This is a genomic window from Mycobacterium sp. 852014-50255_SCH5639931, from assembly GCF_001665605.1.
In the GTDB taxonomy this organism is placed as follows: Bacteria; Actinomycetota; Actinomycetes; order Mycobacteriales; family Mycobacteriaceae; genus Mycobacterium; species Mycobacterium paraffinicum.
On the sequence record NZ_LZSV01000016.1, the window covers coordinates 125815 to 151175 of the forward strand.

Below are 25361 nucleotides of genomic sequence, written 5' to 3' on the forward strand. Positions count from 1 at the left end.
TACCCACGCTGATTAATTACAAACCGTCCTGGTTAAATTGCCGAGCTCGAGCCGGCCCGCGCCACGCTGGGAAACTGTTGCATCGAGCATGCGACTGCCATTGATACTCTTACTGTCTGTGCCTGGCGAGTGCTCAGCGCTTTGTGACCAGCTTGCGGGACTCAGCCCGAGAAGGGGTCCGTAGGAGGAACGGTCAATGGCGGCCGAAAGAAACTGGGACAAGACCGTGGGCGCGGCCGACGACGTCCGCCGCATTTTCGAGAATGTCCCCGCGCTTTTGGTTGGCCTCGAAGGGCCCGACCACCGATTCGTCGCGGTCAACGCCGCTTACCGAGCGCTCAGTCCGCCGATCGACAGCATCGGGCTCCTGGTGCGGGAGGTCTACCCCGAGCTGGAGAGCCAGCAGATCTTGCAAATGTTCGACCGGGTCTACGAGACGGGCGAACCGCAATCGGGAAGCGAGTGGCGGGTACAAGCCGACTTCGAGGGCTCGGGGACGGCACAAGAGCACTTCTTCGACTTCATCGTCACGGCGCGGCGCGGCGACGACGGCTCGATCGAGGGGGTACAGCTCGCCTTCGTCGACGTGACCGACCGGGTGCGGGCGCGGCTGGCCGCCGAGTCGCGCATGCAGGAGTTGTCCGAGCGGTACCGCAACGTGCGCGACTCGGCCACCGTCATGCAGCAGGCACTGTTGGCGCCGTCGGTACCCGTCGTTCCGGGCGCCGACGTGGCCGCCGAATACCTCGTCGCCGCGGAGGACACGGCCGCCGGTGGCGACTGGTTCGACGCGATCCCCCTTGGGGATCGGCTGGTGCTCATCGTCGGCGACGTCGTCGGCCATGGCGTCGAGGCGGCCGCGGTGATGTCGCAATTGCGCACGGCGCTGCGGATGCAGATTGTGGCGGGATACCCGCTCGCCGAGGCGCTGGCGGCGGTCGACCGCTTCCACGAACATGTGCCCGGCTCGAGGTCGGCCACCGTGTGCGTGGGGTCGCTCGACTTCGGCACAGGTGAATTCCAGTACTGCACGGCCGGGCACCCGCCGCCGCTGCTCGTCGGTTCGGACAGCGATTCGCGTTACCTTGAGCCGTCCGGCGCCGGTCCGCTGGGCAGCGGCACCGGTTTCCCGGTGCGCACCGAATTCCTGGGCGTGGGCGACGCGGTCATGCTCTACACCGACGGTCTTATCGAACGTCCCGGCCGGCCGCTGGTGGCCAGCACCGCCGAATTCGCCGACTTGGCAGCCAACATCGCCGGTGGCCAGGGCGGGTTCGTGATCGAGTCCTCGGGGCGGCCCATCGACCGCATCTGTTCGGAGACGCTGGAACTGCTGCTGCGGTCAACCGGCTACAGCGACGACATCACACTGCTTGCGGCGCAACGGCGTACACCGCCACCACCGCTCCAGATGACGCTGGATGCAACGATTCATGCCGCACGCGCGATTCGCTCCCGCCTGCGTCAGTGGCTCTCCGAGGTCGGCGCCGCCCCCGATGACATTTCCGACATCGTGCACGCGATCTCGGAGTTCGTCGAGAATGCGGTCGAACACGGTTACGCCACAGAGGTTCCCGACGGGGTCGTCGTGGAGGCGTCGCTGGCCGGAGACGGCAACCTGTACGCGTCGGTCATCGACCATGGGCAGTGGAAGGATCATCGCGAAGGCGAGCAGGGTCGCGGCCGCGGCCTTGCCATGGCCGAAGCCCTGGTATCCAGTGCCCAAGTCACTCACGGGCCCGGCGGAACCACCGCCAGCTTGACGCACCGCCTGTCGCGGCCCGCCAATTTCGTCACGGACACACTCGTCAGCCGGGCCGATCGGCAGCAGCGGTCGACGAACTCCGAATTCGTCTCCGTGGTCACCGAACCGGGCCGCATCGTCGTCAGCGGCGACGTCGACTCCACCACCGCCTCCACACTGGATCGCCAGATCGCGGTCGAAAGCCGTTCCGGCGTAGCGCCGTTGACCATCGATCTCAGCGCCGTTACCCAGCTCGGGTCGGCCGGCGTCAGCGCGCTGGCGGCCGCGCGCGACCGCGCACAACGACAGGGCAGTGAGTATGTGCTGGTGGCCCCGCCGGGGAGCCCGGCGCACCATGTCTTGTCGCTGGTACAACTCCCAGTGGCCGGCGGGCTCGCCGAGAATCTCGTCGCCGAGGGCTAGGGCCGGTCGGATCGCCGGCCGTGCCGCACCTGTTTGAACGGCACGCCCCGGTCGGCTGCGTATTCCCGCGGAAAGCCAAGCACCCGCTCGCCGATGACGTTGCGCGCCATCTCCGTGGTGCCGCCGCCCATCGCGACGGTCTGGCGGGCCAGGTAGCGCAGACCGGTTTCCAGGCCGTCGCCGGGTTCTCCGACCACGGCGGCACTTCCCGCGATCGCCATGGCGGTGTCGACATCCACGAACACGGTCTCGGCGTGGAACAGCCTGATGAGTGTGCCGGCGGCCGGCGGCAGTGTGCCATCTCGGACGCTGCGGTAGACGTGACCGATCAGCTGCTCGGCCACCGCACGTTGTACGAGTGCGCGCCCGGCCATCTGCTGCACGCGTTCGTTCCCGGCCTGACCCGTCTTCTCGATGAGGGCCACGTAGTCAACGGGATTCGCGTTGCCGCCCTCGCTGCCGCTGCCACTGGCGAATTCGGAGCCCTGTCCCACCGCCCGGCGCTCGTGGTACAGCTGCCGCGACGCCACCGCCCAGCCGTTATTGACCTCCCCAACGACGGCGTCGTCGCCGACGTCCACCCCGTCGAGGAACTCCTCGCAGAACTCGGTGGAACCGCTCAGCATGGTGATGCGCCGCAACGTAATTCCCGGATGAGCGATGGGCACCAGGAACATCGTCAAGCCCTCGTGCTTGGGCACATCCCAGTTGGTGCGGGCCAGACACAGTCCGTAGTCAGCGGCGAACGCGCTTGTGCTCCACGTCTTGGCGCCGTTGAGTACCCAGCGGTCGCCCTGGCGCTCGGCCCGGGTCAGGACGCCGGCCAGGTCGGATCCGCCGCTCGGCTCGGACAGCAGCTGCACCAGTACCTCGTCGCCGCGCAGCGCCGCCGCGATGTGTTGCTTCTTCTGATCCTCACTGCCGGTGTCGAGCAGCGTGGCGCAGCAGATGGTGAACGTGGGGGTGTTGAGGATCAGCGGCATCTCATAGTCGATGGTCTCCGCGTCGAATGCCTTCTGATACTCGTAGTCCAGGCCGAGGCCACCGTACTCGCGCGGGAAACAGATCCCGGCGAATCCGCCTTCGTACAGCCGCTTTTGCAGTTCTCTTGCCCGCAGCCAGGATCGTTCGTCGTCGCGCGGGGCGGGCGGTGGGCACTCGGGATCGATGCGGGGCATGTTGCCCGCCAGCCATTCCCTGGCCCGGGCCGCGAACTCGGTAACGGATTCGGTCGGCGTCATTTGTTGGAACGACCCGCCTTCTCGTGTTCATACACGCGCAGGTTGTGTTCCTCCGGTGTTCCGAACATGGAGCGGTACAACGTGATTCGGCGCAGGTAGAGGTGCAGGTCGTGTTCCCAGGTGACGCCGATGCCCCCGTGCATCTGCACGCAGGCCTGGACGATCTGGCCGGCCATCTCGCCCACGTAGGACTTGGCGATGCTGGCCGACAGGCCCGCCCCGGGTGAGTTGGCGGCGACGTCGGCGACCGCCGCGGCCGTGGTGGCTCGGCAGGCTTCCAGCCACAGCTTCATGTCGGCGAACTTGTGCTTGAGGGCCTGGTAGGACGCCAGCGGGCGCCCGAAGGTGTGCCGGTCCAACGCCCACTGGACGGTCAGGTCGAACACCGTCTGCAGGACGCCGACCACCTCGGCGCACTGCAGGGTCTGTGCGATTTGGCTCTGCCGGTCGATCAGCGTGGCCGTCTCGGCGGCGGTGCCGACCGCCGCCGATCGATCCACCATCACACCGTCGAAATGCGCCCGGGAATATTGCTTGACCAGGTCGACCGACTGCTGGGGCTCGATCGTGACGCCGGGCGCGTCCGTGGGTACTAAAAACTGCCGGAGCTCCTCACCGCTGCGCGCCGCCACCAGCAGCACCGCGCTCTGCGCGCCGGCCTCGACCCGGTCCTTGGTGCCGTCGATGCGATAGCCCGAATCGGTCGGGGTGGCCGTCACCGACGGATTCAGCGGCGCCCACCCCTGGCCCGGCTCCGAAACCGCCCACGATGCCACGGTTTCACCGGACATCAGCGCCTCGATGACGGCCGTGTGCGGTTGCCAGTCCGCACACTCGACGAGCGCGGCCAGTACGACGCTGACCGGATACAGCGGCCCGGGCGCCACGGTCTTGCCGAGCTGTTCGGCGACCATGGCCAGATCCGCCAAACCGCTGTCCGAGACGCTGCCGCCGCCCAACTCCTCCGGTACCAAGAGGCCCGTCCAGCCGAGCTCCGCGGCGCGCCGCCACCATGCCGGATCAAACGACACCCCGGCGGCGTGCAACTCCCGCACGCGCCGCAGCGGCGCTTCCTTTTCCAGAAAAGCCTGGGTGGTCGAGGTGAACAGCGTCTTTTCGGGAGAGTCGAGTGTGGTCATGCTGCCTCTCGTCGAGAGTTCTCCGGCGTTTTCGATGGTAGCAACGAGCACTACGGTAAGAGATACCGGAGTTCCATCGATAGCGCTGCTCAGCGTTACATGGCGAACACACGGCGCAGCGAACGCGCGTGCAGCGCCCGGTTCTCCTGAGAAACCACCCAATCGGGAACCAATGAGTCGAACCCGTTGAATGCAGCTGCGATGACGTGCAATTCGGTGTGCACGTAGGCGTGCAACAGCCTGTTCGCGTAGTCGATGGCTTCGTCTCGGCACGGATCGATCTCAGCGCAGCTGATGAACGTCGGCGGCAGGCCCTCGAGGTTCGCGCGGTGCGCGGGGACGTGCTGGCCGTTGGCGCTCGCGTGACCGAGGTAATGACCCCACGCCCGGCTCACGGCCGGCCCATTGAGGCCCGGCGTGCGCTGGAACTCGCGCCGGGATTGGGTGGCGTCGGAATCGAGCATCGGCTGGTGCAGGATCTGCACCAGAATCTGTGGGCCTTCGTCATCGAACATGCGCTGACTCAGGCCCGCGACCAGCGCCGCGCCCGCGTCGCGGCCCATCACGGCGATGCGGTTGACGTCCACCTTCAGCTCGGCGCAATTGCGGATGGCGTAGTAGAGGCCGGCCTCGACATCGTCCAACGCAGCCGGGCACGGGTGTTCCGGCGCGAGCCGGTAGTCCACCGATACCACCAGGCATCCGCCTTCTTTGGCCAGCTCTACGCACGGTGCATGATCGGTGTCCAGGTTGCCGGTCACGAATCCCCCGCCGTGGGCGTATAGGACAAGGGGTGCACCTGACCCGGCTCGATCGAGGTCGGGGCCCCGGTAGAAGCGAAGCTTCAGCTCATGGCCGCCCGGCCCGGCGATGGTGCGCGTTTCGACGGCCACATCGGCGGTGCCGACCGCGGCGGCGCGCTCGGCTGCGAGCCGGTCGGCGTGCTCCCGTTCGGCGGGCAGTGTCTCGGCGCGGAATTCGACGACGCCCAATGCGGTGGCGGCCTCCCGGAGCACGGGGTCGATCCGGTTAAGGCCCTGTGGCCGCGTCAGATTCGTTTGTGTCATACCTTCTCGTCTTCCGGGCTCGTCATGCGGGCTCGTCCGGTCCCGGCGCGGGACCGTGCCGGAAACCTTCTTCAAGGTAGACCTGCGATTCCGTGTGGTGAAAGACGAGGTACGTATCGCTTCAGCTCGGGCGGAATTCACCGTTCCCCGGGAAGCGCCTTAACCGTCGCCGGCAGCCCGTAGAGAGCGGTTGCGTTGCCGCGCATGATCCGCTCGCGCTGGTCGGCCGGGAATCGGTTGATCGCATAGGTTGGCGAGTCGTAGCTCCAGTGCGGGTAGTCCGTCGAGAACATCAGGTTGTCGCCCAGGTCCATCATCTCGAGGTACTCGCGGAACTGCACGGTGTCGGCATCTTCCAGCGGCTGGGTGGTGAACCGAACATGTTCGCGCACATACTCCGACGGACGGCGCCGCACGTGCGGCAGGTCGCCGCGGCGGGCTTCCCAGATGCGGTCCATCCGCGACATCACCGGCATCGCCCACGTGAAGCCACCTTCGACGAACACCACCCGCAGATCGGGGTGGCGGTCGAAAGCGCCGTCGAAGACCAGGCTCATCAGGTGCGAGACATATAGCAGTGGCCAGGACGCGAAGAAGTCGTGCCAGTGCGCGGGGTTGCCGACGGGATAAAGCGGGATCAGCTCGAACGGTGTCTGCCCCATCAGGTGCGTGGCGACCGGGAAACCGTTGCGCGCCGCGGCTGCATAGAGCGGGTCGAAATGTGGGTTGCCGAAGGGGATCCCACGAGTCTGCGGTGTCATCAGCACCTGGGCCATGTATGGGTGTCCCGCCCACCGTTCGACCTCGCGCGCCGCCTGCTCGGGCGTCTGCGCGCTGACGCTGATCGATCCGCGCCAGCGGCCGTGCTCGTTGTTCGTGTCGAGCCAGACGTCGGCAAGCCAGTCGTTGTAGGCGGACTTCAGAACGTGTTCGGCCTGTGGCAGCTGGGCGTCACACATCGGTTCCAGCGTCGCGATGCTGACGCCGGCGTCGAGCAGCAACTGCTTGGCGGCGAATTCCGGGTCGCTGCCCGCGAACCCGCCACCTGGCGGGGCGGCATCCATGCGCAGCGACATGGTCTTGTACGAATCCGGTGTGTCGTAGAAATGCGGCACCGGGGTGACGGCGTTTCCGGTCGGCCATATCTTGTCCACCCATTCGGGCGGCGCGTACGACTTCAGCACGTCGGTCGAGACGGGCAAGGGGTGCACGTCGGTGTCGACGATGCTCACCGCAATTTCGTCGTCATGACCGGTCGGCGAATCGACCCGTTCGATCGTGGTCATCGGACACGCTCCTTCAGCCCGTACAGCTCGCTGGCGTTTCGCCACAGCACCTTGTCGCGTTGGGCGGGATCGAGGCCCTCGGCAACGGTCTGCGGCGGAGTAGTGGACCAATGGGGATACGCCGACCCGTACATCAGCAGGTCGGACTTGCCGCTGAACTCCATCCAGCGCTGCGCGTCGCCGGCGTCGGTCGGTCCGTCGAACGCCGACGAGCAGAACCTGACGTGGCCAGGCAGGTATTCGCTCGGATAGCGGTCGACCCACGGCGTCTGGTCGCGCATCGACACCCAGAAGGTGTCCAGCCGCCAGATCAACGGGGTGAGGATGTCGTAGCCGCCGTCGGCGAAGACGAATTTGAGGCCAGGGTGCCTGCCGAACATGCCCTCGACGATGAGGGTGGCCAGATGCACGAAGAAGTTCAGCGGCATGAAAGCCGCATATCCCGGATAGGTATGGGCGTGCCCGGCGAAAGTGGGCGGATAGTCGACGCCGTTGCCGCCGTTGATGTGTACCGCCACTGGCAACCCGTGGGCGGCGGCGGCCTCCCAAATCGGCTCGAACATCGGTTTGCCGTAGGGCTCGCGTGACTGCATCGGGACACCGACCTGGACCAGCTTCGGGTGATCGCCCAGGCGCTCGATCTCCGCCACGGCCCCCTTGGGGTCTTCCGGATTGACACGGATGGTGCCCCGGAATCGATCGGTCTTGTCGGGCTCGATCCAGCGGTCGAGCAGCCAGTCGTTGACCGCCGCGCAGATTCTGCTGTTGAGCAGGTAGTCGGCGATGTTGCCGCGGGTCAGCGGGTTGAGGATGGCGTACTCGACGCCCTGCGCGAACAGGTCGCGACTGACCGTCTCCGGGTCCGACCCCGGGTAGTGCTCCCCGTAGAGGTCCTGCCGGTAGTCGCCGCCGGGTGCGGAGTACCACTGCTGTTCGACGTCGGGGATCGACCGCAGCTGGTGGGCGGCGGGCAGGTAGCGCCGGATCTCCGCGTTGGAGCGGAAGTGCGGCTGCACATTGGCATCTATGACCGGGCTGATCATGCGGTCAGGTACACCTCCCCGTCGGTGACATCGACCTGGTAGGTGCGGATACGCCGCGTCGGGTCGGCGAGATTTTGACCGGTGGTGATGTCGAATTCCCAGTTGTGCCAAGGGCACCGGACGATTTGGCCGTCGCGGACCCGTCGCAGGCCGCCGGGTTCGTCGGGGGCGAACTCGTTGGTCCCGCCGAGAAGACCCAGGCACAGCGGGGCGCCTTCGTGCGAGCAATAGTTCACGATCGCGTAGAACTGGCCGCACACGTTGTACACGCCGACGCCGAACTTCCCGACGTCGACCAGCTTCATCCCGCCGGGCGGCAGATCGTCCAGCGAGCACACGAATCGCCGCTCGGCCACTTACATCACCGCCTCCGACGCCACGCAGCATCAATACTGTGCCCATTACGGTAACCACGACAAGCCGTTGGGCTTAGTTGCTATCTATACTATGATAGCGATAATCCCGCGTACCAATCCGCTTACCGGCTGCCCAGGAGGAGCGCTGCATGACGCTCAGCACCGACCCCGCCAACCAGCCCGTCACACTCGACCTCACCGGCGAAACGAGTCCCTACCCGTTCTTCGAATACATGAGGCGCACGGACCCGGTTTGGCACGGCGCGCTGACGGACCACTCACAGATGCCAGAAGAGCTGCGGCCGAACGACGAGTGGGTGCTGTTCGGTTACGACCCCGTGTTCCAGGCGTTCCGCGACGACCGCATCTTCAGCTCCCACAAGTACGACGAGACCATCGGTTTGGTGATGGGCCACACCATTCTGGCGATGGGCGGCAAGGAACACCACGATCATCGCAACCTAGTGGCCAAGGCCTTCCGCGCCACCGCCCTGGAACGATGGGAGCCGTCGGTCATCGGACCGGTGTGCGATCAACTGGTCGACGAAATCAAAAACGACGGCCACGCGGACCTGGTCAAGGCGGTGACGTTCGAATTCCCCACCCGGATCATCTCCACGCTGCTCGGTCTGCCCCCTGAGGACCTCGACTTCTTCCGGCGGTTGTCCCTGGACCTCATCTCCATCCCGACCGACATCATGGCGGGGCTCAACGCGGCCGCGGAGCTGCACGGCTACTTCCTCGAACAGGTCGAACAGCGGCGGCGCAACCACACCGACGACATCATCGGCGACCTGGTGGCCGCCGAGATCGACGGCGAGAAGCTCACCGACGAGGCGATCATCGCGTTCCTGCGCCTGCTGCTGCCCGCCGGCCTGGAAACCACCTACCGGTCGTCGGGCAACCTGCTCTACCTGCTGCTGACCCACCCCGAGCAGCTCGAGCTCGTCTACCGGGACCGGTCGCTGATACCGATGGCGATCGAAGAGGGCCTGCGCTTCGAAACCCCACTGACCATGGTCATGCGGACCACCACCCAAGAGGTCGAAATCGGCGGCAAGACAATCCCGTCCGACGCGCAGATCGACATGTGCATGGGCTCGGCCAACCGCGACGAGACCCGCTGGACCGACCCCAACACCTTCGACATCCGCCGGCCGCGCCAAGCGCACATCGCGTTCGCCGGCGGCATCCACATGTGCCTCGGCATGCATCTGGCCCGGCTCGAGACCCGGCTGATGCTGAACAGCCTCTTCGACCGCGTCAAAAATCTGGCCTTCGTGGCCGATGACGGAACCGGCCAGGAGTCGAAGATCGTCGGGCTTACGTTCCGCTCCCCCAACAAGCTTCCGGTCACGTTCGCCCCGGCCACATGAAAAGCCGTGCGGCCCTCCTGCACGACGTCGGCGGACCCTGGTCCGTCGAGGAATTCGAACTCGATCCGCCCCGCGCCGGCGAAGTCCTGGTCGAGATGGCGGCGGCCGGCCTATGTCACTCCGACGACCACATCCTCAAAGGTGACATGTCGGCGCCCAACGAGGTGATGCGATCCCTCGGCCTGCCGACGATGTTCCCGACGATCGGAGGTCACGAGGGATCCGGCATCGTGCGCCAAGTCGGCGATGGCGTAACGGATTTCGCCCCCGGGGATCACGTCGTGATGTCGTTTGTCGCGGTGTGTGGACAGTGCCGCTGGTGCGCGACGGGTATGGAATACATCTGTGACGTCGGCGCTTTCACCCTCACCCCGGGCATGCCCACCGACGGCACGTTTCGCCATCACACCGCCGACGGCCGGCCGCTGGGCCATCTGGCCAAGGTCGGAGCGTTCGCCGAACACACTGTGGTGTCGACGAATTCACTGGTGAAGATCGACCCGAACCTGCCGCTGGCGCCGACCGCGCTGCTGTCGTGTGCGATTCCGACCGGTTACGGTTCGGCCGCCAATCGCGCCGGAGTGCGCGGCGGTGACACTGTCGTCGTCATCGGCGCGGGCGGAATCGGCACGGGTGCGATCCAGGGCGCACGGATCAGCGGCGCCGCGCAGATCATCGCCGTGGACCCCGTGGACTTCAAGCAGAAATCGGCGCTGCAGTTCGGCGCGACCCACAGTGCTGGAACGATCGCCGAGGCGCAGGAGATGGTGCGGGACTTGACATACGGCGTCATGGCCGACGCCGTGGTGGTCTCCCCTTCGTTGATCACCGCCGGTGACGTCCGCGATGCGCTGCAGCTGACCCGCAAGGGCGGGACGTGTGTGCTCACCGGCATGACATCACAGCTCACCCGGTCGGTGAAGATCGACCTGCAGGACTTCATCCTGATGAACAAGACGCTGGCGGGGACCATCTTCGGCTCGTGCAACCCGAGAGCGGACATCGCCCGGCTGGCAAGGCTCTATCAAACCGGGCAGCTCCAGCTTGATGAGATGATCACCCGCCGCTATCGCCTCGATGAGATCAACGACGCCTACGACGACCTCCGCAACGGCAAAATCATCCGGGGCATCATCGATTTCGGGCTCAGCTGAGGCCTTTCCGGCCCATCACCCGTTGCAGTTGACCGTAGGCGTCGATCGGGCTGTGCAGCGCAAGGCCGCCGTCCGCGTGGACGACTTGGCCCGTCACCCAGGGCAACTCGAGGACACCCATGATCGCGCCGGCCACCTCGACGGCGTCCCCCAGACCGCCCAGCGGCGTCCGTTCGGACAGGGCTTCCACCCAGCCCGGCAGCTGTTCGGGTTTCGTCAGCATCGGCGTGCGCGTGACGCCCGGCCCGACCGCGTTCACCCGGATGCCGTGCACGCCCCACTCCGAGGCGGCGACCTTCACCAACATGTCCACTCCCGCCTTGGACACGCAGTAGGCACCCATGTCCCGATCGGCGACGGTGCCGCTGATGCTGGAAACCGCAACGATCGAGCCGCCGACCCCGGCGTCGACCAGTGCCCGCGCCCCGGCGCGAATCGTCAGCCAGGTGCCCGTGAGGTTGACCCCCAACACCCGGTTCCATTCCGCGGGTGACTGCTCGAGCAACAGGCCCGACGCGCCGACTCCGGCGCAGGTGACGATTCGCGCGGGGGCGCCGTGGTCGCGCACGGTTTGCTCCATGGCGGCCGACACCGCGTCGGGATCGCTGACGTCGCAGGTGATGTCGCCACCGACCAGATCCCACACCACTACGTCATGGCCCGCATCGCGCAGCCGTCCGGCAACTTCACGCCCGATTCCGGATCCGCCGCCGGTGACCAGCGCCGTCATTGCGCCGGTCCGATCAGCTCGACCAGTACGCCATCGGGTGCGGTGATGACGGCCATCGGCACCGTCTTTCCGCCCAGAGCCGGCATGGTGATTCGATGAACACCGTCGGCGAATCCCAATTCGGCGAGCCTGGCGAGCGTTTCGTCGACGTCGCGCTGTAGGGAGAGCAGAAAGAAGCCGTGCCGCGGACGTTGGGGCGGCACAACCGCCTCGTCGGCGCCGTCGAAGACGACCAGTTCGACGATGCCGGCATCGGGTGCCTGGGGATCGCCCAGGAATATCGACTGCAACCGGTCGGTCTTGGCGCCGAACAGTTCTGGCCAATTCCCGGTGAACGTGTGGTCGAACAGTTCGGAGAGGCCGAGGCCGTCACGCCAGAACTGCTTCGAGCGCTCTACGTCGGCGGTACAGATCGCGGCATGGTGAACACCCAACATCGGCTTCCTCTCGATTGCAGAGCTTGTCCACCATCATGCAACGTCGATTGTCGACGCGGAACGTTTGGCTACATCTTGATCGCGGGGATCAACCTGCTGAGATTCCAGACCCGGTCTCTTCGCGCGCACAGGCAGGAGATCGCCAGTGCGACAGCCGTTATCCCCACCAAGACGATGATCGCCTGCCACAGTCGGGCGTCGATGCCGCCGAGTATGAGCTGCCGGAGTCCGTTGACGCCATAGGTCATCGGGTCGAAGCGGTGCAAGATCTGGAAAGGCCGTGACGTGGTTTCCACGGGATACATGCCGCCCGCGCTGACGAGCTGCAACATGAGCAGGGCCATGATCAGCACCCGGCCCACCGCCGGACCGACAAGCGCGTTGATCGCCTGCGTCGCGGCCACGAATGCGCCGGAAATCAGCATCATGAACCCGAGCATCGCCGCCGGGTGCACGGCGTGCACACCGAGGGCGAACCTGACCACGCAGTAAAGGATGATGGCTTGGAATACCGCGATCGCGGCCGCAGGCAGGTAGCTGGCCAGCACCACGCGGATCGCGAGTACCTCCGCGGCGATCGCGCGACTCTGCAAGGGGCGCAGCACCATCCACAGCACCAATGCGCCGAAGAACAAGGCGAGCGTGAGGAAGAACGGAGCCATGCCGGTGCCGAAGTTGGGCGCGGCGTTCTCATGTGAAGCCTCGAGTTTTACCGGACCACCGATGGTGTCGGCGACCGCATCCTTTTGCTGGGTTGTCCAGTTGGGCACCTGCTTGGCCCCGTCGGCGAGTTTGGTCGCCAGCTCGGCCGATCCCGTCTTGAGTTGTCGTGCGCCGTCGTCGAGTTTAGCTACGCCGCCGGCCAATTCGGCGTTGCCGGTGGCAACCTGCTGGGCTCCGTCGCGCAGCTGGGTGAGCTTGTTCGTCAGGTCCTGCCCCTTGCTGCCGACCTGGTCGAGCGCCGAACCGAGCGGACTGCCCGGGTTACGCAATCCCGATGTCAAGGCGATCGCCGCGTTCTGCGCATCGGCGAGCTGTTGACGGATCTGGGGGGTGAACTGGTGGCCCCGCAGCTGATCTTGGATGCCGCGCAGGTTGTTTGCCAGCGGATCCTGTCGTGCGGAGAGCTGATCGATCACCGATGAGAGCGAGTTTGCGGCAGCATCCTGCGCCGTGGCGATGGCACCGATCTGGTCGTTGGCCTGCTGAAGCGCGGTTGCGCCCTGTTGCAGTTGCTGCGTGCTGCCGCCGATTTGCGATACCGCCCTGGTCACCGCGAGCAGCGGGTCGGTAGCCTGGTTGATTCCGTCTGAGAGTTGCTTTGCTCCGGCGGCAAGCGTTGCCGAGCCGGACCGGGCGGTGTCCAAACCGGCCACCAGCTGACCGACGCCGTCATCGAGTTGAGCGGCCCCGTCGGCGGCCTGCTTGATACCCGATCCCGACGAAACCACCACCGACAGCACCTGATTGACGGCTTGTCCCGAGATCCGGCTGGACACGGCGTTGAGTACCTGCCCGATGGCGGTGCGACCGATGCTCGTCGAGATGTAGTTGTTGGCGTCGTTGTAGACGGCGATCAGGTTGGCCTTCTTGGGCTGCCCGGTCACCGGTGATGCGATCGCCGCGCTGAAGTCCGGCGGCAACTCGACCATGAAGTAGTACTTGCCGTGGTCGACTCCGTTGCGTGCCTCCGCCAAGTCCACGACGTGCCAGTCCAAACCGCCGTCCGCGGTCAGGCTCTTGGCGATCTCCGCGCCGGCGTTGAATTGCTGCCCGGACACGACGGCGCCGCGGTCGGAGTTGACCAGCGCCACCGGCATCTTGTTGGTGTGGCCGAAGGGATCCCAGAACGCCCACAGGTACAGCGCCCCATACACCAGGGGCAGCAGCATCAGCACGATGATGGCCACGCGCGTCAATCGGCTGCGGCCGAAACGTTTGATCTCTGAGCCGAAGGCGAGTCCAGCCAGCATCTTCAGTCCTCTCCGGTCAGGATGCGGTGATCGTGTAGTTCGTGGTCGGGTGCATCCGTGCCGAGCGGGTTGGTCACCCCGACGACTACGGTGCGCTGCTTCGCGATCACGCCGAGCCTGTCGGCCGCGACCGCTCGCCGGGAATTGTCACGAACCTGCTCGAGGTCGCCGACCACCAGGATCGGACGATGCGACAGCAACGCCAGCGTGATTCGCATCAAAAACAGTTCCAGGTCTGATAATTCAACGATGTAGGTGTCGTGGGACGGTGGGGGTATTTCGCCGAATACCTCGGTCAGCTCGGCCGGACCCGATTGCAGCGGCACCGTCGAATACCAGGGTGCCAACCACCGGCGTTGCTCGGCGAGCACGGTCCCCACTGTCACCGATTCCTCCAGCTCGTCAATGTCTTCGAAGGCCGCGATCGAGCAGTGCCGACGGATCGTGCGCGTGGTTGTTTCGCCGAGGACGGTCAGCGTGCCGCGGCTCGGCTTGAAACGTCCCGCGAGCGTCAGCAGCAGCGTGGTCTGGCCAGGTCCGCCGGGCATCTGAATCGCGTGAAAACCCGGTGCGAGCGCGAGATCGATATCCGAGAAGAGGGGGCCGTGCTCGCCGTCGACGCCTAAGCCGCGGGCGGTGATCACCGGCGCCGCAGGGGCCGGCACGTCATTTGTATCCATGGTGGGCCTCTCCCTGATCGGCGGAAACCAGGACCGATTCCAGCGCCACGGTGATCAGCTGCGCGAGCAGGTCGGGGTTCATGGCCCCAGGACGCAGGATCTCTTCCATCGCGATGCCGAGGTTGATCGTGACGACGAGCTGGGCGACGTCGGCCAGCTCCCGATCCGACGCCTCGGAGGGGGTCGATCTGACGATGTGCAGCGCTTGGTCGGCGGCGGCGGCCCGGCGGCGTTCGATGAGGCGCTCGCGCAGTTGGGGGTCACGCTGGGCGCGCAGCCAATATTCGACGAACAACACGTAATAGTCGGAATGGTCGCGAACTGTGTCAAGCACCGACCTGCTCAATTCGCGTGCGGCTGCACCGGTGTCGCCGCCGCTGCTGTCCAGCGCTGTCGCAATCTGCTCGCCACGAAGCTCGAACTGGCGGTCGAGGAGAGCCAGGAACAGTTCGTCCTTGGATTCAAAATTCGAATAGACCGCGCCCTTGGTGAAACCCGCGGCCTGCCCGATCGCGTCGATGGTGGCACCGGCGAACCCTTCGGCGGCGAATACCTTCGACGCCGCGTCCAGGATCCGGTCGCGAACCTCGTCGCGAGTGGGGCGGGTTCGGCGCGGCTTGACGGGCGACATGACCAGCAGCATACTCTTCAGTATCGATTGGATACCAGCCGGTATCGAAGCAAGGCGCGGGGCGAGCCGGCTCCGGCTTCGTCGGCCGACGTCGTCACGCTGGCGTGACGCTCGGCGGTCAGTGGCCGCGGCTAGGTGACCTTGGCCAAGGTGCGATCCCACAGCTCGCGCGCGAGCACCGGATCGTCGGCCGCGCGGTTGGCCCTCGCGACTTTGCCCTTCGAGTAGTACTCGCCGGATGCCCAGTCGAGGCCGGGGGTGCTGGAGGCCAACCACACCAGCTGGTCGGCACCCTGGTCCGGGGTTTTGATGAGGCGGCTGACCGGGGTGCGCTGCATGGTCGTCAGGAAACGTGAACCCGACGAGTGACCGATGTTGGTGTTGACGAAGCCCGGATGCACCACGGCGGCCGAAAGCCCGTCGGCGTGGTAGCGCCGATGTAATTCCCTGGTGAACACGATGTTTGCCAGTTTCGCCAGCGCGTAGGCGGTGCTCGGGGTGCGCCGGGCGGTCGTTTCGAAATCGCCGAGGGTGACGCGGCGGAGCAGCCGCTGCGACGAGCTCGACGTGTTGACGATGATGGCGTGCGACGCGACGAGCACGTCGAGCAACATGGTGGTGAGCAGAAAGGGCGCCAGGTAGTTGACCTGAAGAGTGATCTCGTGGCCGTCTGCGGTGTTGCGCAACTTGCTGAACACGCCACCGGCGTTGTTGCCCAGTACGTCGATGCGCGGGTATTCCGAGCGGATCTTGTCCGCCAGGGCCCGCACTTGGCACAGGTCCGCGAAGTCGGCCGCGAAATATGCGGCGTCCAGCTCAGCCGCAATGGCGGCAATCTTGCTTTGGGTCCGTCCGACCAGGACGACGTTCGCGCCGCTGCGGTGTAGCCGGCGGGCCGCGGCGGCGCCGATTCCGTCACTGGCGCCCGTGATGACAATCGTCCTACGCGTCATTGCCTAGCCTCCACGGGCAGTCTAACCAGGGCGGGAGGGCCTTCCGGGTCACGCCAACGTGTAGCGCACCGGCAAGTGTTTGAGGCCGCCGACGAAGGTGGTGGCCACAAGTTCCGGGTCACCGGTCAGTTCAATGGATTTGAGCCTGGGCAGCAGCTCGGTGAAGAAGCTGTTGACCTCCATGCGAGCCAGCGCCGCGCCCATGCAGAAGTGCACCCCGTAGCCGAAGGCGAGGTGCTTGTTGGGGTCGCGCCCGACGTCGAAGCGGAATGGGTCGACGAAGACGTCCTCGTCGCGGTTGGCCGAGACGTAGGACAGCAGCACCGAATCCCCCGCCGCGATGGGCACTCCACGCACGGTGGTGTCCTCGGTGGCGGTGCGCATGAATTCCTTGACCGGGGTGACCCAGCGGATCATCTCCTCGGTGGCCAGTGGCATCAGATCGAGGTTGTCGCGCAGGCGCTCGAGCTGGTCGGGATTTTCGATGAGCGCGTGCACGCCACCCGAAATGGTCGCACTGGTGGTGTCGTGACCGGCGGTGGCGACGATGAGGTAATACGACACGGTGTCGATGTCCGACAGCGGCTCGCCGTCGACGCGGGCGTTGGCGATGGCGGACGCCAGATCCTCGGTGGGGTGCTCGCGGCGGGACTCGGTCACCCCGTTGAAGTACTGGAACATGTCGAACAAGGCGGGCAGCTGATCCTCGTTGGTGGTGCCCCGCTTGAATTCGGAATCGTCGCTGCCGAACAATTCCTGTGTCAACTTGAGCATCCGCGGGAAGTCTGCCTCCGGCAGACCCAGCAGCGACATGATCACGTAGAGCGGGTAATTGACCGCCACCTCCTGGGCGAAGTCGCACTCCGGGCTGGCGGCCATCATCTTGTCGACATAGATCCTGGCGAGTTCGTCGACGCGAACCTTCAACGCCCGCATCGCCTTCGGGCGAAACCAGTCGGAGCCGATCGCGCGTACCACCCGATGCTGCGGATCGTCCAGGTGGATCAACGTGCGCACGCCCGCCGCGGCTTGCATCTCGTCGCCCTCTGCAGTCGTCAAGACGGGGCGTGGCCAGTTGGTGAACAGCATGTTTTCGCGTTCGATGTCCATGATGTCGGCGTGCTTGGTGATCGCCCAGAACGGCCGGTAGTCCGGCACGTCGACCCACGACACCGGCGCGCTGGCACGCAGGTGGGTCAGCGCCGCATGCAATCGCCGCTCATCGGTGTAGGCCAAAGGATCCGCCAGCAGCTTGGCGGACTCGTCTACCGTGGTCGTGCTCACTCGCGAAACTCCTTCAGTGCGGCCGTAATACAGGACTGGGAGGCGTTTAGGAAGATGGGCAGAACCCGGTCGACCGCGCCGTGGCAGCGGTCCCTGAGGGCGACGGCGATGGTGTCCACCGGGCCGACGACCGCGAAGGCCGCGAGCGCCTCGTCGTCGATGAGCGAACCCATGGCGTCCCACTCGCCCGCGAGCGACAGACGGTGCAGTTCGGTCTGCAGGTCCCCCCAGCCGTGCAGTTCCAAAACCTTGCGGTAGGCGGGCGTCGATCCGTAAAAGGCGATCTGCTTGCGCACGGCGGCGATGGCGGCAGCCAATTCATCCTCGTTCTCGCCGGTTGCGATCATCACCTCGCCGGACACCTCAAAGTCGCTGCGGGACCGTCCGACTCGCTGCATGCCGCGCAGTAGCGCCGGCAGTGTGACCTCGTCGAGGTAGCGTTTGGACACCATCGGGTGTCCGAGATGGCCGTCGGCCACCTCGCCGCACATCTCGGTCATCGCTTCGCCCACCGCCGCGATGAAGACTTTGGGCGCGGAATAGGGCTGCGGCTCGGGGGTGAACATCGGGGTCATGATCTTGTGCGTGTAGAAATCTCCCTCGAAGCGCAGCTTGCCGCCATCTCTCCATACCGACCAGATGGCATGCAGAGCGGAGACGAACTCGCTCATCCGCCGCGCGGGATGGCTCCACGGCATGCTGAACCGCTTCTCGATATGTGGCTGGATCTGGGTGCCAAGGCCGAGGATGAACCGGCCCTTGGAGTACGCCTGCAGGTCCCAACCGATGTTGGCGACGATCATCGGATTGCGGGCGAAGGCCACCGCGATGTTGGTGCCGAGTTCGAGCCGCGACGTGTGCTCGGCGGCCAGCAGCAGGGGCAGGAATGGGTCATGGCTGGTCTCCGCCGTCCAGCCCCCGTCATACCCGTCCCGTTCCAGGGCGACCGCCGCCTCGGTCACCCGTGCGAGTTGATTGGGGATGCCCCCGTCGACCTTGAGGCGGGCGGCGTCGGCCATGCGGGTAACTTTACAGTAAGCAATCCAGTATGTGACCCTGCAGATTCGCTCGCCAGACGAAACTTCCATGAGGTAGGACATAGGCATGCCGAAAGCCCAGGACTGGGGAGAAACGCTCGACGATCTCGGGCGGCGCCGTCAGCGCGCGTGGGGTATGGGTGGCCCCGAACGCCTCGACAAGCACCGCGGCAAGGGCAAGCTCGACGCCCGCGCGCGCATCGAGCGCCTCCTCGACCCGGGGACCTTCCGCGAAATCGGCACACTGGTCGGCGGCGACATCGCGGCCGACGGTCTGGTCGTCGGCTCCGGATCGATCAATGGTTCGCCGGTGATGTTGGGCTCGGAGGACTTCACCACCATGGCCGGCAGCATCGGGCCCGGCGGCAACTCCAAGCGCTACCGCATCGCCGAACTCGCGCTGCGCGACAAGGTTCCCCTGGTGATGCTCCTCGAAGGCGCCGGCTTTCGCCCTGGCGGCGGACATTACGGCCGCGCCCCGACCGACCTGCTCGCGCAGGCGCAATGCTCGGGCCGGGTACCGACGGTTGCCGCCGTGCTCGGCCCGTCGGCCGGACATGGTGCCCTCGTCGCCCCCGTCTGCGACTTCCGCATCATGAGCGCCCACGGCGCCATCTTCACCGCCGGACCGCCGGTCGTCAAAGAGTCCACCGGAGAGGAGATCTCGAAGGAGAACCTCGGCGGACCCGGCACCGCCTTGCCGAGCGGGGTGATCCACAACGTCGCCGAAGACGACGAAGCCGTGATCGCCGATATCCGGCGGTACCTGTCGTATTTCCCGCCGAGCGCGTGGTCGTACCCGGCGCAGCTGCCGCCGGACGGGGACAGCGAGCCACGTGCGACGCCCGAACTGCTCGACATCGTCTCCCGCGACAACCGCCGCATCTACGACATGCGCGCCGTGCTGGACGTGGTCTTCGACCGGCCCGACTGGTTCGAAGTCCAGCCGCAGTACGGCAAGGCGATCATCTGCGCGTTGGCCCATCTCGGTGGCCACCCGGTCGCGGTCGTCGCGAATCAGCCGAACGTGCTCGCGGGCTCCATCGACGCCGACGCGGCGGACAAGGCGGCACATTTCATCATGGTGGCCGACTCTTTCCACCTGCCCATCGTGTTCCTTGCTGATAACCCCGGCATGCTGCCCGGTAGTCGGTCCGAGCGCAGCGGCGTGCTGCGCGCCGGTGCGCGGATGTTCGCCGCGCAGACGGCGGCAACCACGGTCAAGTTGCACGTCACATTGCGCAAGGCATACGGATTTGGCTCGATGGTCATGTCGCTCTTGGGTTTCGATCACCAGAGCGCGACCTTCGCCTACCCGGGCGCCACCATGGGCGCCATGAGCGCGGCGGCGCTGGGCCGGGCGACGCATGCCGGTGAGGACATCACCGCGAAGCTGCGCGACGCCGAGTTGCAGGCGTCCTATCGCTCGGCCGAGCATCTGGGATTCGATGAACTCATCGATCCCCGCGAAACCCGTGATGCCTTACTCAGTTCACTGCTTCGTGGACTGTCCAGCCGGCAGGCCGCCGCCGAACCGGTGAGCCGGACCGTCATCATGCCGTAACGGGCTAAGCGCTCCCCCGATAGGCCGCGATCACGGGTTCGAGTTCGTCCGGTGTCGCGCCGTGCATGATCACGGCGTCGGCCCCGTAGCCGAATTCCTTGCGGACGCGATCCGCACATTGCCGGGCAGACCCGGTGGCCGACGGCTCCAGCCACTCGTCGGGGATCAACGTCGCGATGTGCTCGATCTGCTCGGCCGTGGCCTTGTGGTCGATCCCGCCGGCGATCGACGTCACCACCGGGTCGTCCCGGAAGCGTTGCAGCACAGCCGGATCCCAATTGTTCGTCCGCACCATCAGGTCGCCGTAGCCCTGCAGATAGGTGGCCAGGCGCGCGACCGTCTTCTTCAGCCGCAGCTCCTCGGGAAGGTGGTCACCGACGGTCGCAAAGCACGACCACACCCGTACGCTGTCCGGGTCGCGGCCGGCCTTTTCGGCCGCGGCCTTCACCGTCTTGGCGCAGCGCTGCAGCGTCTCCGGGGTGAAATAAGTGTGCAGGATGACGTCATCGAACACGCGCCCACCAAGTTCGAGCGTCTTCGGCCCGAAAGCCACCAGCGCCAACCGGATGTCCTCGTTGAAGTCGGGGTCGAGGAACAGGATCGGGTATTTGCCCATCGGCCCGTCGTGGTTGAAGATCAGCTCGCCGCGCCACAGGCGCCGCATGACCTGGGCCCAGTCTTCCATCTGCGCGGTCGTGACCGCCGGTATGCCGAACGCCCCGTAGATCGCCGCGATGCCCCGGCCGATCCCCAGCGTGAAGCGCCCGCCGGAGAGCCGGTGCATGGTGGTGGCCCACGACCCGGTGATCAGCGGATGTCGGGTGTTGTGATTGGTTGCGGCGGTGGCGATCTGCATCCGAGTCGTCACGGCGCACGCGGCCCCCGTCAGCGACGACGCCTCCTTGACGTTCCAGCGCTCGGAGATGAAAGCGGTGCCGAGACCCAGCTCCTCGCCGCGGCGGGCCTCATCGACCAGCGTTGCCGGGCCTTCCCCGCCGGCGCCCGCCAGCAGGTAGTAACCCAATTCATCAAGCGTGCGATCGCTCAACTCCAAACTCCTTGCTGATAGCCGCAATTCCAGACTTCGGTGATCTTCCCGTCGACGACGCGGAACACCTCGATGCTGGCGACGTTGCTTTCGGCGCCGTCCTTGGTGGTCATCGACGAGTCGTAAACGATCGCGACGTGCTCGCCGTCGTCTCCGGCGGCGACGACGTTCAGATCGAACCTCAACTTGTCGAACATCGCCCAGACGTCTTTGACCCGGCTGACCGCCTGGTCGCGGGTCAGGGTATGCGCCTCGCCCACCCCGTGCCGAATCACGTTGTCTGCGAACAACTCCTCGGCCAGCTTCAGGTTGTGTTCGTTCCAGACGACGAGGTTGTAGAGCTCGACGACTTCGCGGGCGGTGCGCGGGGCCGCCATCAGCCGGCGACTTCGCTCAGGAATCGATCGGTCACCCGCTGCACGCGCCGGGAGAAAAGGTGCCCGACGTGGCTGCCGTCGTACCAGTACAGTTGGCCGCCCCAGCGCTCCTGCAACTCGACCGCGGGATCGCGCATTGCCATCCGGTCGTGCCAGGCGCCGACGATGAGCCGGCGATGCGGCGGCGGCGCCGGGTCGACCCGCAGCGGATCGATCACCGAGGTCAGCTTCGCCACCTCCGGGGACGCCAGCAGGTCGCGGAAGCCGTCGCGGGACGACCCCCAGCGCCCCAAGTGCCGGGCGATCATCGCGTTGAGTCCCAGGATCGGCGTGTACAGCGCGACCGCATCGACCTGCCTCTCCAGGTGGGAGACCAGCGCGGCGACCGGGGTCCCCATTGAAATCCCGGCTATCACAACGGCACTGGCCTGCGGCTGCACCCAGCGCACCACCGCGCGAATCTCGGACACCGAACGCATCATGCCGGCGACGTTGCCCAATGGGTCCATGTCGGGGTAGGCGGGCCACTCTCGGCGTCGGCAGCCGTGACCGGGCTGCACCGGCAGTGCGACGTTGAACCCGAGTTGGTGGTGTATTCGGCCGATGCGACTCAGCAGCAGGTCTTCGATGCCCCCCTGACCGGCGCCGTGCACCCAGATCAGCCACGGCCGGGGGCCATCGCGGTGCCGGCACAGGTGCACCACCGCTCGCGCCGGCCCGCCCAGCCCCTCGGCCGCAAGGGTTTCCGGCAAAGCCGGGTCATGTTCGAACGCCATCCGTTCATACGAAAGGTTGCCGATGCGCCGCCGCCGCACCGAGGTTGCCCGCAACGGCCTCGGCTCGGCGTGCGCACGATCGATGCCCAGGACGGATAATTCTTCGGCAGCGGCGGTGCAGCCGTCGAGCGACCGCATGCCCGTGGGAGTCCCGCCCAGCAACGAAAACCCGCTTAGGACAAGTTCGTCCAGCATCACCTCGCCGAACTGGCGGAGCCCGCGTGGTGACGCTGGAGCCCAGCGAGTCGATTGGTTCAGGCCGGTCACCGTACGGGGCACCAACATGCCAAGTTCACGGGTCACGTCCCTGGCGAGACCCAGGCCTTGCGTTACCTTCGACATTTCAATCACCTACGTCAGTTTGAAACCTGTGTATCCGCCGGCCGCGATTTCGTCGCAGCGGCGCCGGTATCGGGGATTCCGCCGGTGTAGCCTATGTACATCCGTTTCTTCCCCGGCACGTTTCCGCCGTTGTACCCCGAATTACACGATGGATGGACCAGTACCGTCGGCGCAACGAGCGAAGTGGCGTAGTCGATCCACTCCTGCTGCGCGGTGGCCAACGCCTCGATGGAGCGGATTCCGCGGGCCCGCAGGTCTACGATGCAATCACCGATCCACTCCACATGCTGTTCTAGCGCGGCGACGAAGTTCGTGGCGGCGCTGGGACTGCCCGGGCCCTGGATGGTGAACAGCTTCGGGAAGCCTCCGTCATTTCGCTCCTTGCCGTGCACAGGCTCGAACTGCTGAAATCTATACTGTAACGGACTTAGTATCAGGCAATCGGAGGCTTCGGCGTGAAAGTGCCATTCACCTGGAAGGTCACCGGGTGGTTCATGGTCGGGTGGTCGCCCGAATTCCCGGTTGGCGAGGTGCGGCCGCTGCACTACTTCGGCGAGGATCTGCTCGCCTACCGCGACGAGTCCGGCGAGCTACACGTCCTGGAAGCGCACTGCAAACACCTCGGCGCGCACATCGGCCACGGCGGAAAGGTGCTCGGCGACTGCGTCGAATGCCCCTTCCATGGCTGGCGTTGGGGCCCGGACGGCACCAACCGGTACATCCCCTATCAACCCGACCGGCCCAACCGCGCGCTCCGTCTGCGGGTGTTCCCGGTGCGCGAGCAGTACGACTGCGTGTTCATCTGGCACCATCCGGAAGGCAAGGAGCCGCAGTGGGACATGCCGGACATCTTCCGGAAATTTCCGCAATTCGAAACCGACCCGGCGGCGTATTACCGCGCGTACCCGGAGTTCTCTCGGCGCGCCGAACGCGAGCCGGTGCATCCGCAGATCGTCGCGGAGAATGCCCCCGACAGCGCACATTTCGAATACGTACACCACGCCACGGTGACGCCGCGGGTGCTGGACTGGAAGATCGTCGACCACGAGTGGCAGTTCGTCGCGGGGTGGCCAGACGCGCGCAGCGACAATCCCGACGATCTCGCGTTGCGGTTCCACAGCCACCTGTTCGGCCTGGGCGGAGCGATCAGCGTCTTCGAGGGAGCACAGAACCATCGGCTGATCTTCACCTGCACGCCGGTCGACGACGAGTGTTCGGACCTCTTCTACTCGATCTGGTGGCCACGGGTCCCCGGCGACACATCCGACGTACCGCAGGGCAAGCTGCGCGATGTGATCGAACAGCAATTCCTGTCCACCGTCTTCGACGATCTGCAAATCTGGCGCTACCAGAAGTACGTGGAAAATCCGGCGCTTTCCAAGGTCGACGCGAAAGGGTATATGGCACTACGGAAATGGGCGAAGCAGTTCTATGACGTCCCGGCCGAAGTGTCCGCATCGGCATGACAGCGAAACTTGCCGAACTCGCGGCGCCCGAGCACACCGCGATCGTCACGCAGGAATGCCAGGGCGCCGTCATCGGCCCCAACGCCGGACTGGCGATGCTGGCCGAGGAAGCACGACGGGTTGCCCTGCCTAATATCGTGCGACTGTTGCCGGCGGGCCGGGCGGCCGGGGCACGCGTCGTGCACTGCTTGGTGCAGCGGCGGCCCGACGGGCTCGGCTCCAACCACAACGCCAAGATCTTCGCCATGGGGCACGGTCAGGTCGACATCACCCCGGGCACCTCCGGCGCGGCCCTGCTCCCCGAATTGGGCCCGGAGCCGGACGATCTGGTGCTGAGCCGCTGGCACGGCGTCGGGCCGATGGGCGGCACGGACCTGGACGCGATACTGCGCAACCTGGGGGTCTCCACCATCGTTGTCGTCGGGGTGTCGCTGAACATCGCTATCCCCAACGTCGTCATGGACGCCGTCAACGCCGCCTACCGCGTCATCGTCCCCCGCGACGCGGTCGCCGGCATACCCACCGAATATGGAGTGGCCATCATCGCCAACACTCTGTCCCTGCTTGCGACCATTACCACCACCGAAGAGCTGCTCGACGTGTGGACGCAGCGATGACCGACACCACACCCGGGGTTCGCGGCGGATTCCCCGACGTCACACCCGTCGAGGACGCCCCCGAAGAACTGGGTCCCTTCGTCGCTGCGCTGCGCCGCCTGCAGGACCTGACCGTGTCCACCAAGCCGGACCCCGCGCTTTGGGCAGCCGCGACCGTGCACCTGGAGAACGCTTGCGCTCTACTGGACGGCCACCAGGTTCCGGAGACCGAGTCGGTAGCCGGCCGAGTGCTGAGCCTGCCCGGGTTGGCCCATCCCTTGATGCCGCCGTGGATGGTGACCGAATTTGGCCCCGACGGTGTGAGCATGGCTGGTCATTTCACCACCTCACACATAGGCGGGAACCGGGCCGTGCACGGCGGAATGATCCCGCTCTTTTACGACTGGCTGCTCGGCATGGTCGTGTCCACCGCGGACATCCGGCCCACCCGCACGGCCTATCTGCACGTCGACTACCGCAACATCACCCCGATCGACGAGCCGCTGACCGCCCGCGGTCGCATCACCGATATCGACGGCAGGAAGATATTCATCGCGGCTACGATGACGGCCGCTGATGGCACGCTGCTCACCGAAGCCAACGGCCTGATGGTCCGACTGCTCCCCCACCAGCCTTGA

At 66.0% G+C, this 25361-nt stretch carries 24 protein-coding genes and 1 pseudogene; 7 read left to right on the forward strand and 18 right to left on the reverse strand.

Going from position 1 to position 25361, the window contains the following annotated elements; all coding sequences use genetic code 11:
* Window positions 1–196 precede the first annotated feature (196 nt).
* On the forward strand, window positions 197–2167 hold the full coding sequence (locus A5758_RS08395) for a SpoIIE family protein phosphatase (RefSeq protein ID WP_067738822.1): 1971 nt from the start codon (window positions 197–199) through the stop codon (window positions 2165–2167).
* Here A5758_RS08395 and A5758_RS08400 read toward each other — a convergent pair.
* The 6 genes from A5758_RS08400 to A5758_RS08425 form a co-directional block, all read right to left on the reverse strand.
* A complete protein-coding gene (locus A5758_RS08400) occupies window positions 2164–3408 on the reverse strand; it encodes an acyl-CoA dehydrogenase family protein (protein ID WP_067211296.1) in 1245 nt (414 codons plus the stop codon). The two genes, A5758_RS08395 and A5758_RS08400, sit on opposite strands and share 4 nt — an antisense overlap.
* A complete protein-coding gene (locus tag A5758_RS08405; RefSeq protein ID WP_067211293.1) occupies window positions 3405–4547 on the reverse strand; it encodes an acyl-CoA dehydrogenase family protein in 1143 nt (380 codons plus the stop codon). Before A5758_RS08405 ends, A5758_RS08400 begins: the two co-directional genes overlap by 4 nt.
* A gap of 95 nt (window positions 4548–4642) precedes the next feature.
* Window positions 4643–5614 carry an alpha/beta hydrolase gene (locus tag A5758_RS08410; RefSeq protein ID WP_067211290.1) on the reverse strand — a complete coding sequence of 324 codons (972 nt, stop codon included), beginning with the start codon at window positions 5612–5614 and terminating at the stop codon, window positions 4643–4645.
* 137 nt (window positions 5615–5751) lie between these two features.
* A complete protein-coding gene (locus tag A5758_RS08415) occupies window positions 5752–6900 on the reverse strand; it encodes an amidohydrolase family protein (RefSeq protein WP_067211286.1) in 1149 nt (382 codons plus the stop codon).
* Window positions 6897–7943, reverse strand: a complete 1047-nt coding sequence (locus A5758_RS08420; RefSeq protein ID WP_067738825.1) for an amidohydrolase family protein — start codon at window positions 7941–7943, stop codon at window positions 6897–6899. The genes A5758_RS08415 and A5758_RS08420 overlap by 4 nt, the downstream gene beginning before the upstream one ends.
* The gene (locus tag A5758_RS08425) at window positions 7940–8299 is read right to left on the reverse strand and encodes a Rieske (2Fe-2S) protein (protein WP_067211278.1); all 360 of its coding nucleotides are present in this window, start codon (window positions 8297–8299) and stop codon (window positions 7940–7942) included. The genes A5758_RS08420 and A5758_RS08425 overlap by 4 nt, the downstream gene beginning before the upstream one ends.
* 149 nt (window positions 8300–8448) lie before the next feature.
* On the opposite strand from A5758_RS08425, the gene A5758_RS08430 reads away from it, so the two are divergent.
* Together A5758_RS08430 and A5758_RS08435 are read left to right on the forward strand one after the other, a co-directional pair.
* A complete protein-coding gene (locus A5758_RS08430) occupies window positions 8449–9675 on the forward strand; it encodes a cytochrome P450 (RefSeq protein WP_067738830.1) in 1227 nt (408 codons plus the stop codon).
* Entirely contained in the window at window positions 9672–10829 is a 1158-nt protein-coding gene (locus A5758_RS08435; RefSeq protein ID WP_067211272.1) for a Zn-dependent alcohol dehydrogenase, read from the forward strand. Before A5758_RS08430 ends, A5758_RS08435 begins: the two co-directional genes overlap by 4 nt.
* Here A5758_RS08435 and A5758_RS08440 read toward each other — a convergent pair.
* The 8 genes from A5758_RS08440 to A5758_RS08475 form a co-directional block, all read right to left on the reverse strand.
* On the reverse strand, window positions 10822–11559 hold the full coding sequence (locus A5758_RS08440; RefSeq protein ID WP_067738833.1) for an SDR family NAD(P)-dependent oxidoreductase: 738 nt from the start codon (window positions 11557–11559) through the stop codon (window positions 10822–10824). The two genes, A5758_RS08435 and A5758_RS08440, sit on opposite strands and share 8 nt — an antisense overlap.
* Complete coding sequence (locus tag A5758_RS08445) at window positions 11556–11996, reverse strand: VOC family protein (protein ID WP_067738836.1); 441 nt, start codon at window positions 11994–11996, stop codon at window positions 11556–11558. Before A5758_RS08445 ends, A5758_RS08440 begins: the two co-directional genes overlap by 4 nt.
* A gap of 68 nt (window positions 11997–12064) precedes the next feature.
* Window positions 12065–13969 carry a YhgE/Pip domain-containing protein gene (locus A5758_RS08450; protein WP_067738840.1) on the reverse strand — a complete coding sequence of 635 codons (1905 nt, stop codon included), beginning with the start codon at window positions 13967–13969 and terminating at the stop codon, window positions 12065–12067.
* Window positions 13970–13971: 2 nt separating this feature from the next.
* Entirely contained in the window at window positions 13972–14649 is a 678-nt protein-coding gene (locus A5758_RS08455) for a hypothetical protein (protein WP_067738843.1), read from the reverse strand.
* Entirely contained in the window at window positions 14636–15292 is a 657-nt protein-coding gene (locus A5758_RS08460; RefSeq protein ID WP_067211256.1) for a TetR/AcrR family transcriptional regulator, read from the reverse strand. Before A5758_RS08460 ends, A5758_RS08455 begins: the two co-directional genes overlap by 14 nt.
* 119 nt (window positions 15293–15411) lie before the next feature.
* Window positions 15412–16233, reverse strand: a complete 822-nt coding sequence (locus A5758_RS08465) for an SDR family NAD(P)-dependent oxidoreductase (RefSeq protein ID WP_067211251.1) — start codon at window positions 16231–16233, stop codon at window positions 15412–15414.
* Window positions 16234–16281: 48 nt separating this feature from the next.
* Entirely contained in the window at window positions 16282–17517 is a 1236-nt protein-coding gene (locus A5758_RS08470) for a cytochrome P450 (protein WP_067738846.1), read from the reverse strand.
* Window positions 17514–18536 (reverse strand): LLM class F420-dependent oxidoreductase, encoded by a 1023-nt coding sequence (locus A5758_RS08475; protein ID WP_067738850.1) that lies wholly within the window; start codon window positions 18534–18536, stop codon window positions 17514–17516. The genes A5758_RS08470 and A5758_RS08475 overlap by 4 nt, the downstream gene beginning before the upstream one ends.
* Before the next feature lie 85 nt (window positions 18537–18621).
* Here A5758_RS08475 and A5758_RS08480 point away from each other — a divergent pair, with 85 nt between their 5' ends.
* On the forward strand, window positions 18622–20118 hold the full coding sequence (locus A5758_RS08480) for an acyl-CoA carboxylase subunit beta (RefSeq protein WP_067738853.1): 1497 nt from the start codon (window positions 18622–18624) through the stop codon (window positions 20116–20118).
* 4 nt (window positions 20119–20122) lie between these two features.
* Here A5758_RS08480 and A5758_RS08485 read toward each other — a convergent pair whose 3' ends face one another.
* The 4 genes and pseudogenes from A5758_RS08485 to A5758_RS08500 all read right to left on the reverse strand — a co-directional run.
* Window positions 20123–21166, reverse strand: a complete 1044-nt coding sequence (locus A5758_RS08485) for a TIGR03857 family LLM class F420-dependent oxidoreductase (protein ID WP_067738858.1) — start codon at window positions 21164–21166, stop codon at window positions 20123–20125.
* The gene (locus tag A5758_RS08490) at window positions 21163–21543 is read right to left on the reverse strand and encodes a nuclear transport factor 2 family protein (RefSeq protein ID WP_067738863.1); all 381 of its coding nucleotides are present in this window, start codon (window positions 21541–21543) and stop codon (window positions 21163–21165) included. The genes A5758_RS08485 and A5758_RS08490 overlap by 4 nt, the downstream gene beginning before the upstream one ends.
* The gene (locus tag A5758_RS08495) at window positions 21543–22661 is read right to left on the reverse strand and encodes an alpha/beta hydrolase (RefSeq protein ID WP_067738867.1); all 1119 of its coding nucleotides are present in this window, start codon (window positions 22659–22661) and stop codon (window positions 21543–21545) included. Before A5758_RS08495 ends, A5758_RS08490 begins: the two co-directional genes overlap by 1 nt.
* Window positions 22662–22670: 9 nt before the next feature.
* A pseudogene (locus A5758_RS08500) lies at window positions 22671–23026 on the reverse strand (cyclohexanone monooxygenase); the annotation flags it as partial.
* 90 nt (window positions 23027–23116) lie between these two features.
* On the opposite strand from A5758_RS08500, the gene A5758_RS08505 reads away from it, so the two are divergent.
* Genes A5758_RS08505 through A5758_RS08515 form a run of 3 tightly spaced genes read left to right on the forward strand, consistent with a single transcriptional unit; the run spans window position 23117 to window position 25361 of the window.
* Window positions 23117–24127 (forward strand): Rieske 2Fe-2S domain-containing protein, encoded by a 1011-nt coding sequence (locus tag A5758_RS08505; RefSeq protein WP_067738881.1) that lies wholly within the window; start codon window positions 23117–23119, stop codon window positions 24125–24127.
* Window positions 24124–24744: a cysteine hydrolase gene (locus A5758_RS08510; protein ID WP_067738884.1), complete on the forward strand. Its 621-nt coding sequence runs from the start codon at window positions 24124–24126 to the stop codon at window positions 24742–24744. The genes A5758_RS08505 and A5758_RS08510 overlap by 4 nt, the downstream gene beginning before the upstream one ends.
* The gene (locus A5758_RS08515; RefSeq protein ID WP_067738887.1) at window positions 24741–25361 is read left to right on the forward strand and encodes a PaaI family thioesterase; all 621 of its coding nucleotides are present in this window, start codon (window positions 24741–24743) and stop codon (window positions 25359–25361) included. Before A5758_RS08510 ends, A5758_RS08515 begins: the two co-directional genes overlap by 4 nt.

Coding starts and splice junctions, on each gene's coding strand:
- A5758_RS08395 (WP_067738822.1), top strand. CDS start 197: ATGGCGGCCGAAAGAAACTGGGACAAGACCGTGGGCGCGGCCGACGAC.
- A5758_RS08400 (WP_067211296.1), bottom strand. CDS start 3,408: ATGACGCCGACCGAATCCGTTACCGAGTTCGCGGCCCGGGCCAGGGAA.
- A5758_RS08405 (WP_067211293.1), bottom strand. CDS start 4,547: ATGACCACACTCGACTCTCCCGAAAAGACGCTGTTCACCTCGACCACC.
- A5758_RS08410 (WP_067211290.1), bottom strand. CDS start 5,614: ATGACACAAACGAATCTGACGCGGCCACAGGGCCTTAACCGGATCGAC.
- A5758_RS08415 (WP_067211286.1), bottom strand. CDS start 6,900: ATGACCACGATCGAACGGGTCGATTCGCCGACCGGTCATGACGACGAA.
- A5758_RS08420 (WP_067738825.1), bottom strand. CDS start 7,943: ATGATCAGCCCGGTCATAGATGCCAATGTGCAGCCGCACTTCCGCTCC.
- A5758_RS08430 (WP_067738830.1), top strand. CDS start 8,449: ATGACGCTCAGCACCGACCCCGCCAACCAGCCCGTCACACTCGACCTC.
- A5758_RS08435 (WP_067211272.1), top strand. CDS start 9,672: ATGAAAAGCCGTGCGGCCCTCCTGCACGACGTCGGCGGACCCTGGTCC.
- A5758_RS08440 (WP_067738833.1), bottom strand. CDS start 11,559: ATGACGGCGCTGGTCACCGGCGGCGGATCCGGAATCGGGCGTGAAGTT.
- A5758_RS08445 (WP_067738836.1), bottom strand. CDS start 11,996: ATGTTGGGTGTTCACCATGCCGCGATCTGTACCGCCGACGTAGAGCGC.
- A5758_RS08450 (WP_067738840.1), bottom strand. CDS start 13,969: ATGCTGGCTGGACTCGCCTTCGGCTCAGAGATCAAACGTTTCGGCCGC.
- A5758_RS08455 (WP_067738843.1), bottom strand. CDS start 14,649: ATGGATACAAATGACGTGCCGGCCCCTGCGGCGCCGGTGATCACCGCC.
- A5758_RS08460 (WP_067211256.1), bottom strand. CDS start 15,292: ATGCTGCTGGTCATGTCGCCCGTCAAGCCGCGCCGAACCCGCCCCACT.
- A5758_RS08465 (WP_067211251.1), bottom strand. CDS start 16,233: ATGACGCGTAGGACGATTGTCATCACGGGCGCCAGTGACGGAATCGGC.
- A5758_RS08475 (WP_067738850.1), bottom strand. CDS start 18,536: ATGGCCGACGCCGCCCGCCTCAAGGTCGACGGGGGCATCCCCAATCAA.
- A5758_RS08480 (WP_067738853.1), top strand. CDS start 18,622: ATGCCGAAAGCCCAGGACTGGGGAGAAACGCTCGACGATCTCGGGCGG.
- A5758_RS08490 (WP_067738863.1), bottom strand. CDS start 21,543: ATGGCGGCCCCGCGCACCGCCCGCGAAGTCGTCGAGCTCTACAACCTC.
- A5758_RS08495 (WP_067738867.1), bottom strand. CDS start 22,661: ATGTCGAAGGTAACGCAAGGCCTGGGTCTCGCCAGGGACGTGACCCGT.
- A5758_RS08510 (WP_067738884.1), top strand. CDS start 24,124: ATGACAGCGAAACTTGCCGAACTCGCGGCGCCCGAGCACACCGCGATC.
- A5758_RS08515 (WP_067738887.1), top strand. CDS start 24,741: ATGACCGACACCACACCCGGGGTTCGCGGCGGATTCCCCGACGTCACA.